Origin of the sequence: Pedobacter sp. PF22-3 (assembly GCF_026239555.1) — a bacterium.
Classification (GTDB): domain Bacteria; phylum Bacteroidota; class Bacteroidia; order Sphingobacteriales; family Sphingobacteriaceae; genus Pedobacter.
The window spans coordinates 234,180-247,228 of the sequence record NZ_JAPIVP010000004.1; the positions used below are offsets into that span (position 1 = coordinate 234,180).

Sequence of the window (13,049 nt, forward strand, 5' to 3'; positions counted from 1 at the left end):
ATATTTTTTATCTTAGGGTATATGAAAAGATTAACGATTTTAGCTGCGTTAATCATCCCTATATTTCTTTGTACCTCTTGGGGTTTCTTTGCACATCAAAGGATAAACAACCTTGCTGTCTTCACTTTGCCTGCAAACATGATTGGTTTCTATAAAAGGAATATCAAATACATTACCGAACATGCCGTGGATGCAGATAAACGCAGATATGCGGATACTCTTGAAGCGCCAAGGCATTACCTCGATGTGGAGAACTATGAGCAAAGTATCGATAGCATTCCTGAAAAATGGGACGATGCCCTTGCAAAATATGGCCTTAAAAAGCTGAATACTGATGGTATCGTCCCCTGGCAAATACAGCGTAGCTATTATGGTTTAGTGAAAGCCTTTAAAATGCGTGATTCGGTAAAAATCCTAAAATATTCTGCAGATCTGGGTCATTACATCGGCGATGCGCATGTTCCTTTGCACACTACTGCCAATCACAACGGACAGCTCACCAATCAGGTTGGTATCCATGCCTTTTGGGAAAGCCGTTTGCCCGAATTGTTTTCAACTCAATACAATTTTGTTGTAGGCCAGGCTCATTATATTGAAAACCCATTGCAAGAAATCTGGAAAGTACTTAAACATACCCATAGTTTGGTTGATACTGTTCTAAGCTTTGAAGCGCAGTTAAATGCATCATTTCCTTCCAGCGAAAAATATAGTTTCTCAGAACGGAACAATACCGTACTTAAACAATACGCTCGGGAATATGCAAAAGCCTATCACGATAAGATGAACAATATGGTCGAAAAACAAATGCGTGCTGCCATATTAACCACTGGCTCGTTCTGGTATTCAGCCTGGGTGGATGCCGGACAACCTGTGCTTAAAAACCTGGTTAAAACCGAAATATTGCCAGACGAACAAAAAGAAGCAAAAGAGATCGAGAAGAAATACCAAAAAGGCATACTTCTCGGCAGGGAGCTTTAGTTACGCGTTAGGATCCTCTCCTTCAATAATTTTCTCCACCTTTTTAGGTTGTAGGCGGCTTCTAATGGCAGCCCAAACGGCAGGAACAAACGTTACAACGGCAATAAAAAGGATGACGAGTTCGAAATTATTTTTAATTGCAGGAATCTGGCCTAACAGGTAACCACCAATTAATAAGGCAAAAATCCATGCTACCCCACCAATAATATTATAGTAGGTAAAACGGCCGAAAGGCATTTTAGCAATACCGGCAACAAAAGGGGCTATTGTTCTGAAAATCGGTAAAAATCGGCTCAGCATGATGGCTTTACCGCCATGTTTTTCGAAAAACTCGTGAGATTGATGATAATATTTGAGTTTTAAGATTTTGTTTTTCTCTTTAAATACCCCAGCGCCCAAAACACTTCCTAATTTATAATTAACAGTATTTCCCAAAATCGCTGCTACAATTAATATCAGGAGCATAATCCAAACATTCAAGCCTGTTTCATGTTCGCCTGCAATTAAAGCACCCATTGCAAAAAGTAACGAATCGCCAGGAAGGAAAGGTGTTACCACAAAACCTGTTTCGGCAAAAATGATCAGGAATAAAATAAGATAGGTCCAGGTACGATATTCGTTAACAATTTGGGCTAAATGAACATCTATATGAAGAATAAAATCTAAAAGCTGCTGTAGTAATTCCAATTTATCTGATTTTGGGCAAAAGTAAGCATAGTAAAAGAATTATATGCTTTAAATTTTATAAATAATTAGTTTGCAGGGATGATCCTATTTTTAAGCTCACCTTTTTTATCACCATCAAATAATATGAGATAAACTCTTCCCTTATTAATCGTCACTGAATCTAAGCGCGTTACTACAGGTGGCGGGTTTGTTGCTGTGGGGGTAGACAATTTAAACGCATATTTCGTGCTTGTATTAACCTTAACTTTAAAAGTTTTGATCTCTCCATAACCCAGTAAAGATTCTGTTGGTTTAGCTGTATTTGTACTATCTGTAATCACAACTTTAGATCCAAGTGTATAACCCAGGTTCAAAAAAGTTAGCTTAGCAGAATCCAGATCTGGTTTTACATCGTCTTGATATACCTTTAACTTAGCGGACTTATCAATTCCTTCTTTTAGATAAAAAACAGAATAATTTTTACCGATGTCAAATTTCTGACCAGTCAAAGAAGCAACGTCTATACCAGTGCCAATATTTTTGCTAGTGATGTTAATAACAGAGTCGCCAGGTATAACCACATAACTTGTATTGGTATTATAAGCTACCGAAGCACCGATCTGTATTCCATTTAAATAAAAATTTTGGGTTGTATCTGTAGAAGCCACCTGAAAAAAGCGGATTTTGGCATCGCCTTTAATGAAATTATTGTTTTTGATGCATGAGCTGATTAAAATAGCACATGCAAAAAGAAAGAATATTTTGGAAAACAATACTGTATTTTTCATATAAATTACGAATGCTAATAAAACGTAAAGATAGCAGAAAGCGCATTAAACTGAGAAATTAATTATCGGTAATGATATGCGCAGTTAAAGTTGCAGCGGTAGTACCACTAAACCAAATGGTATAAATTTTACCCCCCTCTAAGCTTTTGGCATCGATGGTTTTGATACTACCAGAACCTACTACAGAATACCTTAAGTTTACGTCAGGATCAACTGTAAAATAATTTGATGCATCTTTAAAGGCTAAGCCATTAACAAATTGCGTACCTCCCTGCACCATAACATTTATACCAGTAGAAAAAGTGGGCGTAAGATTAATCAATTTAATCTTTGCCTTGGTTGATTCTGTATTGCTTAGATTATCTTCGTAATTAACAATTTCCAGTTCGCCTTTTTTATTGGTAACCAAAAAGGCTGTATAGGTAATAGATGGTGTAAAGTTTAGCGAAGTATCTATACTTCTATTATTAGCGCTGGTATAAGAAACATTTCTATTGCCTGAAGGAATTTTCACATATTCGCTCGTTTCGCCAAAAGCTAAAGCCGAAGTGGTTAGTTTTTCATCATCCAGATAAACATCCTGATTCACATCAGCTGGCGAAGCATTAACGATTTTTAACCTGGCCTGCCCTTTTACTACCTCATCTGGATTATTCTTTTTACAAGATGAAAAACCTATACTAAATAAGGTAATCAGCAAAAAAAATAATTTAGAGCGGTAGTTATAGAGTTTCATTTGCCTGTGCTGATTAATAGTTGGTTAAAAACAAAAATAGCTTGATCAAAAACCAAGCCATTTTCACATAAAAACTAACAAATTAGTTTTTTATTAATAACTATTGTTCAGCATTACAGGCATCACCAACATCAAAACATCTTCGTTTTCATCATTGGTTTGCGGAATTAAAAGCCCGGCCCTATTCGGTGTGGAAAGTTCTAAAGTAACTTCATCGCCACTTAAATTACTTAACATTTCGATTAAAAAACGTGCATTGAAGCCTATTTCAAGGTCTTCACCATCATATTGGCAACTTAAACGCTCATGGGCCTCGTTAGCGAAATCCAAATCCTCAGATGAGATATTCAATTCACTTCCGCTAATTTTCAACCTTACCTGGTGCGTTGTTTTATTGGCAAAAATTACAACCCTGCGAAGGGTATTTAAAAACAAACTCCTATCAATAATTAACTTGTTCGGATTATTGGTTGGAATTACGGCCTCATAATCTGGATAGCGCTCGTCTATTAAACGACACACTAAGTTGATATTTTCGAACTTAAAGAAAGCACTAGTTGCATTATAATCTACTGATACATTAATATCTGTTGAAGGTAAAGCAGCTTTTAAAAGTGTTAAGGCTTTTTTGGGAAGAATGAATGAGGTTGCTTTATCTGCTTTGCTATCCATACGGCGATATCTCACCAATTTATGTGCATCGGTAGCTACAAAGGTGATGTGCTGAGGCGATAACTGACAGAATACACCTGTCATCGCCGGGCGTAACTCATCATTACTTACCGCGAAAATAGTTTTCGTAATGGCTTCGGTTAAAACTGATGCTGGCAAATTTACTGAAGAAGCATTTTCTACTACTGGAATCTTTGGAAAATCATCACCATTTTCACCACTTAATTTATATTTACCATCACCGGCGCTAATCTCAATCGCAAAAGTACTATCATCAATATTAAATGCAATTGGTTGGTCTGGTAATGTTTTAAGCGTATCTAATAAAATTTTGGATGGAACAGCCACTTTACCTTCTTCCTTTGATTCTACAGCCAAAGCAGTTGTCATGCTGGTTTGCAGATCGGTAGCAGAGATAGTTAAGTTTCCATCTTTAATTTCGAAGAGAAAATTTTCTAATATAGGCAAAACCGTACTGCTGCTTGATGCACCATTTACAGTTTGTAAGTGTTTTAACAGCGTTGATGTGGATACAATAAATCTCATGATATTATTTAGTCTTCTTCAAAAATATAAAAATTATTTAGCGTACTTGTATTTGCGGTAATAATGTTGAAAAATCGCAAAGAATATTAACAATAGCAAGGGCGCTACAACATTTATAAATTGCCACTTTGTTTTTTCGAGCTTAATTTTGGCTTTATCCAGCAATCTAATTTTTACTTCTTTATTGCGCAGCGCAATTAAATTATCGTTATCCGTAAAATAATCAACAATATTAAGCAATAAGGCTTTGTTGCCAAAAGTACGCTGCGAATAACGGTCGAAACCTAGTGGAAATGGCGTTCCGTTTTGCTCAGATACCTGGTTTTTAAAAATATCACCATCTCCTATCACGATCATTTTAGCCGGTTTGCTGATGTCTTCTAAAGTATAAGGCTGCGTAATGGTAGACGGTAAGGGACGCCCCGCAAAAACCGATGGAAACTTACCTTCCAACATCAAACCCACATATTGCGGTTTACTTTGAAAAGAACGTGGATCCAACTGTTCGCTTACCATTTGTAAACTGAACAATTTTGGCACATTATATACTTTGTTATAAGGAGACGTACTTAAAATATAAGATTTCTTTACATTTTTAACTCCAATCGTGTCTACTGTACTTGGAAATTCAGATTTTACACCATCCAGTTTTTTCACCACACTCTCGGCTGTATCAGGCAATAAAATCGGGTAATAAATCCAGGGAACCAACTGCATTTGGTTTTGTCCGCCTACAACTCCTGTTGAAACCGGAATCTCGGCATTGTTTGCCGGATCGGCAATGATATTATAATTAACCCTTGCACCATACATAAAAAGCATATCATCCAGGTTCAGATTGCTATTAATGGCCATTTGTCCACTTTTTCCACGCAAACTATCCAATTCTGCATTTACCTGATCGATACTCCAGAGTACCCTACCACCATTCATCACAAAATAGTTGATTTTGTATTTCTCAGCTTCTGTAAAAGGTTTTTTGGGCTTGGCTATGATGAGCATTTTTAATTTATCAAGCCCTGCTTTATCAATGCTATTTAAATCAATACGGCCAACCAAATAACTGTTTGATAGGGTGTGGATGGCATCAGCCAGTTGCAGATCAGAAAGTTCGCCATTTGATTCCGAAAAGCCAATCCGGGGGTTGTCCCCTGAAATTACCTTTTTTAACCCTGAGGTAAAAATATACTCCAGATTCTCAATCGCGCGGTTGATATTGTCTTCGTAATTTCCGCGGGTATCTAAATTCTGAAAAAGTTTAATGGGAAATTCCTTTCCTTCGCTTTCCATCATGGCCATCGGAAATACAAGTTTCTGCGTTAACCCACTTTCTGTTTTAACGCTTAAATTGGTTGCTTCTATTCCTCTTTCGTATAAATTATTGATCACCGTATCCTGGTCGGCCTGGTTAAGCCCTGCCAAAGGATCGACAAAAACCACCTTAACTTCCGTTTTAGCATAAGCTTTATAATCTGATAAAATATCAGACACAGCAGCCTGCAGACGCTTAAATGCAGGCGGCAACTCTCCAGCTAAAAATACAGTAATCATTACCGGTTTTTCATTTTGCTGCAGCAAAGCTTTTGTTTTCTCGCTCAGCGTGAAACGTTTATCGGCCGTAAAATCAAAACGATAAAAAACGTACCGGCCTAAAATATTTATAATAACCAGTGCCATTATGAAGATGATAAAATTAATCCATTTGTGCTTCAGCTTCATTATCGTTTCCCTCCTATTATTAATTTGGTGAGCAATAAAAAAAATACTGAAAAGGAAATAAAGTAAATCAAATCTCTGGTGTCCAACACACCACGGCTTATGGAAGTGTAATGTTGATTAATACCTAAATTACGGATGATATTTTCAATGCTTTGAAATACAGCAATCTGACTGCTGTAATCGAAACCTAAAAAAGCAAATGCACACAGGGCCGCACTAACGACAAAGGCAATAACCTGATTTTTAGTTAATGCAGAGGAGAAGATACCAATGGATGTAAAGGCAGCCCCTAACAAAAATAAACCGATATAAGAGCCAATAACTGCTCCTGAATCGATATTTCCTTCAGGAAAACCCAATTTTGAGATGCTGTAATAATAAACTAAGGTTGGGATCAAAGCAAATAACACCAAAACCAGGCTTGCTAAATATTTTGCAACAATAATCTGCCAGATCTGGATGGGCCGGGTAATTAAAAGTTCGAAGGTCCCCTCTCTCCTTTCTTCGGCAAAAGAACGCATCGTAACGGCTGGAATAAGAAACATAAAAAGATAGGGCACTAAACTAAAAAAGCCATCGAGTTCGGCATAACCATAATCAAGTATCGATGTATCAGGAAAAAACCAAAGTAACAGGCCAGAAACCAATAGAAAAATGCCAATGGTAATATAAGCTACCATCGAACTTAAGAAACTGAATAACTCGCGTTTAAAAACTGCGTACATAGTTAAATTTAAATGCCGAAGTTAAGAATTATTTTTTCGTTGGCTTTACCCAGTTAACAGTAAAATTGAAGATGGCTGGTGTTTGATAGTTTTAAAGTTAATGGGCTGATTGTTAAAAGCAGTATACAAAAAAGCCCCCGATTTTCATCAGAGGCTTAGGTTTATTTTAGATTCGTTAAAAAGAAAAGCCCAATCCAACTGTAAACACTTTGTTTTTGATTGAAGGATCAAAATCTTGTGCTTCTTCATTGTTTGCCAGATTGCCTAAGCCCAAGCCATAGCCAGCATGAATATTTAAGCCATTATTTAACTGAAAGCCAGCTAAAAAATTTAACCCGTAATCGCTACGGTTAAGACCCGAATCTTTGAATTCGATTTTCTCTTTTTCTGAGCCCATTTTAGCATTGGCACTTAAGGCATAAGCAAAGTAAGGACCTGCGCCTACAAATAATTTACCTGCATTGGCCATTTTAAAATTTACAAGTGCATTAACTGGTAATTCAAGGTATTTGAAATTTAGAGTGGCATCAACATCAGCAAAAAAATCATCGTTATCAAAACCAAAGCCACTGCTGTTAATTTTTGTTCCTTTATCAATAAAGGTTAATCCAGGTTGAATAGAAACCAGATCAGATAATTCAAATTCTACCGTTCCACCTACGTAATAAGAGGTTTTTGTGCCATAACTAAATGATGCATTACCTGCTGAGAAAGTCATATTTGGAAAAGCAACGCCTGCTTTTAATCCAAATTTAACCGGCTTACTACTTTGAGCTAAAGCTGCAGTACTCAGCGCTGCAACTGTTAATAAAGATAATACTAATTTTTTCATCTGATTTTTTTGAGATTGTTGGTTAGAATTGTTTTTAATTTTCCGTTTACGCGCCTGATTTACAAACAAGCGCCGCAATGATAGATAAACTAATTTGATAGTTAAAATATTTGAAGGAATAAATTTATGTAAACAAAAAAGCCCCCAATTTCTTGAAGGCTTTTGAATGAATTATGGTTTAATATTATATTATAAACCGAATGCAAATGCAGCGCGAAGACCGATAAAACCAGTGGAACCGCCATTACCTGACCAGTTTTCGTAACGTAAACCGAAATCTAAACTAGATTTATCGGCAACAGAAAATGACGCACCTAAAGTTGGTGCAACAGCAAATAAAGTGCTACCACCTGTTTCAGTGCTAATTGCTGCACCTAGTTCACCAGCACCATAAAAATTACCACCAAAATAATATTTGGCACCGGCTTTTAATGGAACAACGCCATAACTGGTTTTTTGCCCAAGAGCTTTCAGTAAATCTTTGGCATCTCCCGTAGCCATTAATGATAAATAACCGGCTGAACCAGTTAGACTTAAAGATTTGGCTACCGGATGTTCGTACTGTAATGAACCACCTACGATTAAGGTATTTGAATTTTTTTCTGTCGGTAAACCAAACTCAGCACCGATGCTTAGTTTTTGAACCGCTCCTTCTGTTTGAGCTGAAGCTGCAAAGCCTAAGCCTGCAACCATTAATAAAGATAGTAATACTTTTTTCATTGTTTTTTTAAATTATTGTTCGTTAATTATTTTGTGTTTTTAGACAAGCATGATGCCAAAAACGTTACAAACAAGATAAAAAAAAGACAACAATTACTATAAATAGTTGATTAACTGAATATTATATTAAAAATATTTTATTCTTAAACGTTGTATTAAGTTATTTGAAATTAAAAATTGTAGCTTTTTGATGAAAATAGATCAAACAATTAGACACAATATTTGTTTCACAGCCCAAACACGTAAGCAAACCTCACTCCAACAAATCCTTTGGTGTTGGTTTTATTAAGGATAGCAACATCATTTTTACCCGTCCAGCCTTCGTATCTGATTCCCAGATCGAGTTTGTTCCCACCAGATAATTTAAACTGGTTTCCGACACCTGGTGACCAAGCAAATAAGGTTTTTTGGCCTTTATTTAAGGGTAGAGCAGTTCCCAATTGACCTTCAGCATAAAAGCTCTCGCTTAACTGGTATTTTAATCCGGCTTTTACAGGAATATAGGTTAAATCCTTTACATTAAACAATTGGTTTCTCTTGCCAAAAAAATTCATAAAACCCGCGTTCAAAGTGATTGCTAAATTTTCCGCAACAGGAAGATCAGCTTTTACTGAAGCGCCCAAGCCAATTCCCGACAGGTTAGTGAAATTGCCTGATGGTAAACCAATTTCTGCCGCAACACCAATGCTAGCGCTATTTTGAGCTTTTAAAAGTACCGGGCTCAAAAATAAAAAGACTATAAGTATAATTTTGATCTTTATGCTACGCATGAATTTAAGCGGTTAGTTTTCTGAAAATATCTTCTAAAGATTGCTGCTGGTACACTTTTTTTAGTCCCTCCAGCGAATCGTTTGCCACAATTTTACCTTTATTAATAATAATGATGTCGTCACAAATGGCTTCAACCTCCTGCATAATATGGGTAGAAATAACAACCGTTTTAGCTGCACCTAATGTTTTGATGAGCTGCCTAATGTCAACCAGCTGGTTTGGATCGAGGCCGGAAGTAGGCTCATCTAAAATTAAAACCACTGGATTATGGATGATCGCCTGGGCCAGGCCCACCCTTTGCCGATAGCCTTTAGATAACATACCAATTTTTTTATGTTGCTCTGGGGTTAAGCCTACCATTTTGATAACTTCATCAATCCGTGCAGGTAAATTGATAATTTTATAGGTTTGACCAACAAAACTTAAAAATTCCTTCACATACATATCAGCATATAATGGCGTGTTTTCGGGCAGGTAACCAATATGCTTTTTCGCTTCAATGGCATTGCTAAGAATACTTTTACCATAAATTTCAGCTTCACCCGATGTAGGTGCCAGATAACCGGTAAGCATCCGCATAGTTGTCGATTTACCAGCTCCATTTGGGCCTAAAAAACCCAGAATGCGCCCTGGGTTGACTTCAAAACTGATGGAATCAACCGCTTTTTGCTTATCGTAATGTTTAGAAAGATTTTTAACTGAAATACTCATTTTGTATTTTTTATCACAGATTTGCACATATAAACACAGACTTTAAAACTACCAGACCCGTGTGCATCCTTTCCATCTGTGCTTAATTAATATGCGGTGAACTTAATTTTTTGTTATACCTAAATTTATCCAACTCTTCTGATGCCTGTTGTAAATTATCGCCAGACAAAATATCTGCACCGTTATTAACCAAATGATAATAAACATTCTTCGCCGGACTGGTTATCGCACTTTTATCAATATTTCCCATCGTTCCTAAAATAGTGGTAATACCTTTATGATGTAGGTATTGATAAAATTCTTTACCTGGGGCTGAAACACCAACAAAAGCGACAATTCGGTTATTCGGTATTCCCATGTTGTTTAACCGTTTCAATTCTGCTTTCTTTTGAATAGATGCAGAAATCATTAAATCAGGTGCCAATTGATGCACCTCTTTGGCCTGATCTGCAGTATAGGTAATGATAATCGAGTTACACTCTACTTTATATTGCCTTACTTTTTCGATCACTTTTGCATACGAAACACCTTTTTTCAAATCGATGGTCAATAAAACTTTTCCTTTGCTCCAGCTCAGCACACTATCTAAAGTAGGGATTTTAAACTTTGTTTCTTTCCCTTCATCATCTTTGAGGTTAAAAGCTTTCAACTCCTCATAGGTATAATTTCCAATTGGCCCTTTCCCTGTAGATGTACGGTCGAGTTGATCATCGTGCATAATCACCATAACGGAATCTTTACTGTAAGCGACATCAAATTCGATTACGACCGGATTATAAGTAGTGGCATTATCGAATGTTTCAATACAGTTTTCAGGATAACCGGGCATTGGGCCTCCGCGATGGGCACTAATTAATGGAAAACGGTTCTCTGGTGCCCATTTTAAGAATTGATATAATTCCTTAACTGTATTGAATTTAATATAACGATGTTTTTTCTCCTTAGGTTTGCATGAGGCAAAAACGATAACAATAACCAGGAATAACAAATGATGGAATTTCATACTTCAAAAGTAGAAAAAAATGGAAGATGGAAGTGGTAAAATGGAATGTTAAATGTTTAGAGGTTTAATTGCTGAAATCGATGAATAGCACCATTAGGTCTATTAAGCACTTCTAAAGCTAAACGGGTTTGAACCATTAATAATGCTATACTTTGGCCACTTAAACCTGATTGCAGCGGGCACTAGTGTAACGAAGTAAAGCAGAAAGCAGGAACTCTGGAACCGATTAGCACTGACCTTGCTTTCCTAAACCTTTAAAACATATAAGTGATTTAAGACAATATCCTGATTGGTCAGGCATTTGATTCTTTAAAAAGATGCTGCAATAATTCTAATAGCTATCTAAACAGTATGACGATAGCATTGGCTTTTATGTTGATCAAAACCGCTTACCTTTTACCTTATTTATTATATTTGCTGCATTATGGCTCAAAAGAATAACGACGAACAATTTAAAAATGTAATATCACACGCTAAAGAATACGGTTTCGTATTTCAGAGCAGCGAAATATATGATGGCTTAAGTGCTGTTTACGATTATGGCCAATTGGGTGCCGAGTTAAAAAACAATATTAAAACCTATTGGTGGAAAGCCATGGTGCAAATGCACGAAAACATTGTAGGGATTGACTCTGCAATTTTTATGCACCCTAAGGTTTGGAAAGCCAGCGGACACGTAGATGGTTTTAACGACCCGATGATTGACAATAAGGATTCGAAAAAACGTTACCGCGCCGACCAGTTACTGGAAAATAAAATTGATGAACTGTATTCGGAATTAGCTAATTTTAGTGCAGAAAACAAAGCCAAATTTGAATCTTTTCAAACAGAAATACTAGGTTTAAGCGATGAAGGACAGGCTGCATGGATTCCTGGTTTTAAAGATGAGGAAACGATTTTAGACAATGCAAAATATCCATTTGTTGATGAGGCCAGCTGGAGATTTGTAAGAAAAGGTTTAGCGCTTGAAGTAGAGATGAACCTTGCACTTAAATCTGAAAACTTAGCACAGCTAAAAGATTTAATCGTAAATTATAAAGTAATCTGCCCAATTTCTAAAACTTCTAACTGGACAGATGTACGTCAGTTTAACCTGATGTTTAGCACACAATTTGGTGCAATGGCTGAGGGCAGTGATGAAGTTTATCTTCGTCCGGAAACTGCTCAGGGTATTTTTGTTAACTTTTTAAATGTTCAAAAGTCAGGCAGGATGAAAATTCCTTTCGGTATTGCGCAGATTGGTAAAGCTTTCAGAAACGAGGTAATTGCCCGCCAGTTTATTATGCGTATGCGTGAGTTTGAGCAAATGGAAATGCAATTTTTTGTTCGCCCGGGCGAAGACACAAAATGGTTCGAATACTGGAAAGAAGCACGTTTAAAATGGCATAAAGCTTTAGGTACCAACCCTGAAAAATACCGTTACCACGACCATGTTAAACTGGCGCATTATGCCAATGCAGCAACCGATATCGAGTTCGAATTTCCGTTCGGGTTTAAAGAAGTTGAAGGAATCCACAGCCGTACCGATTTCGATTTAAAGCAGCACCAGGAGTTTTCTGGCAAGAAAATGCAATATTTTGATAATGATTTAAATGAAGTAGGCAAACCTTATGGTAATTACATTCCTTATGTAATCGAAACTTCTATTGGTTTAGACCGCATGTTCCTCTTAACCATGATTAATGCTTTTGAAGAGCAGGATTTAAGCACCGAAGACAAACAGGACAGCCGTACCTTATTGCGCTTACACCCTGCTTTGGCACCATATAAAGTAGCCATTTTCCCATTGACCAAAAAAGATGGTTTACCGGAAAAAGCGCGCGAAATTATGGACGAGCTGAAATTCGATTTCAACTGTATTTACGAAGAGAAAGATGCAATTGGTAAACGTTACCGCCGTCAGGATGCTGTAGGTACGCCTTTCTGTATCACTGTAGACCACCAAAGTTTAGAAGACAATACGGTTACGATTCGCCACAGGGATAGCATGGAGCAGGAACGTGTAGCCATTGCCGATTTAGGAAATATTATCGGCTCGGCGGTAAGCTGGAAGACATTGTTGGCATAAAAGTATAAATCCGTCATCTCCATCGGAGAGCAACGAAGCCAAGAGATCTGCTTCAAAATAGATCTCTCCACTCCGCGATGCTTCGATCGAGATGACGACCGTTTTATCAAGTCG

General features: G+C 37.0%; 13 protein-coding genes. 2 read left to right on the forward strand and 11 right to left on the reverse strand.

Annotated features, from left to right (window positions below; genetic code table 11):
- The first annotated feature begins 21 nt into the window (after positions 1-21).
- Entirely contained in the window at positions 22-978 is a 957-nt protein-coding gene (locus OQX63_RS07590; protein ID WP_265850296.1) for a zinc dependent phospholipase C family protein, read from the forward strand.
- Here the strand turns inward: OQX63_RS07590 and OQX63_RS07595 are convergent, their stop codons facing one another.
- The 11 genes from OQX63_RS07595 to OQX63_RS07645 form a co-directional block, all read right to left on the reverse strand.
- Positions 979-1,665, reverse strand: coding sequence for a DedA family protein (locus OQX63_RS07595; RefSeq protein ID WP_265850297.1), 687 nt, complete (start codon positions 1,663-1,665; stop codon positions 979-981). It abuts the gene before it with no gap.
- A 65-nt stretch (positions 1,666-1,730) separates the two neighbouring features.
- Positions 1,731-2,432 carry a DUF4397 domain-containing protein gene (locus OQX63_RS07600; RefSeq protein ID WP_265850298.1) on the reverse strand — a complete coding sequence of 234 codons (702 nt, stop codon included), beginning with the start codon at positions 2,430-2,432 and terminating at the stop codon, positions 1,731-1,733.
- Positions 2,433-2,490: 58 nt separating this feature from the next.
- Entirely contained in the window at positions 2,491-3,168 is a 678-nt protein-coding gene (locus OQX63_RS07605; RefSeq protein WP_265850299.1) for a DUF4397 domain-containing protein, read from the reverse strand.
- A gap of 93 nt (positions 3,169-3,261) precedes the next feature.
- On the reverse strand, positions 3,262-4,386 hold the full coding sequence (gene dnaN / locus OQX63_RS07610) for a DNA polymerase III subunit beta (RefSeq protein WP_086545224.1): 1,125 nt from the start codon (positions 4,384-4,386) through the stop codon (positions 3,262-3,264).
- Positions 4,387-4,419: 33 nt separating this feature from the next.
- Positions 4,420-6,063, reverse strand: a complete 1,644-nt coding sequence (gldG, locus tag OQX63_RS07615; RefSeq protein ID WP_265850300.1) for a gliding motility-associated ABC transporter substrate-binding protein GldG — start codon at positions 6,061-6,063, stop codon at positions 4,420-4,422.
- Positions 6,064-6,104: 41 nt separating this feature from the next.
- Positions 6,105-6,830, reverse strand: coding sequence for a gliding motility-associated ABC transporter permease subunit GldF (gldF, locus tag OQX63_RS07620; RefSeq protein WP_265850301.1), 726 nt, complete (start codon positions 6,828-6,830; stop codon positions 6,105-6,107).
- Positions 6,831-7,005: 175 nt separating this feature from the next.
- On the reverse strand, positions 7,006-7,662 hold the full coding sequence (locus OQX63_RS07625) for a porin family protein (RefSeq protein WP_265850302.1): 657 nt from the start codon (positions 7,660-7,662) through the stop codon (positions 7,006-7,008).
- Positions 7,663-7,851: 189 nt separating this feature from the next.
- Positions 7,852-8,382 (reverse strand): hypothetical protein, encoded by a 531-nt coding sequence (locus OQX63_RS07630; RefSeq protein WP_265850303.1) that lies wholly within the window; start codon positions 8,380-8,382, stop codon positions 7,852-7,854.
- A 227-nt stretch (positions 8,383-8,609) separates the two neighbouring features.
- The gene (locus OQX63_RS07635; RefSeq protein ID WP_265850304.1) at positions 8,610-9,152 is read right to left on the reverse strand and encodes a hypothetical protein; all 543 of its coding nucleotides are present in this window, start codon (positions 9,150-9,152) and stop codon (positions 8,610-8,612) included.
- Between the two features lie 4 nt (positions 9,153-9,156).
- On the reverse strand, positions 9,157-9,864 hold the full coding sequence (locus OQX63_RS07640) for an ATP-binding cassette domain-containing protein (protein WP_265850305.1): 708 nt from the start codon (positions 9,862-9,864) through the stop codon (positions 9,157-9,159).
- Between the two features lie 82 nt (positions 9,865-9,946).
- Positions 9,947-10,867, reverse strand: coding sequence for a glycerophosphodiester phosphodiesterase family protein (locus tag OQX63_RS07645; protein ID WP_265850306.1), 921 nt, complete (start codon positions 10,865-10,867; stop codon positions 9,947-9,949).
- Between the two features lie 424 nt (positions 10,868-11,291).
- On the opposite strand from OQX63_RS07645, the gene OQX63_RS07650 reads away from it, so the two are divergent.
- The gene (locus OQX63_RS07650) at positions 11,292-12,935 is read left to right on the forward strand and encodes a glycine--tRNA ligase (protein ID WP_265850307.1); all 1,644 of its coding nucleotides are present in this window, start codon (positions 11,292-11,294) and stop codon (positions 12,933-12,935) included.
- Positions 12,936-13,049: the final 114 nt, after the last annotated feature.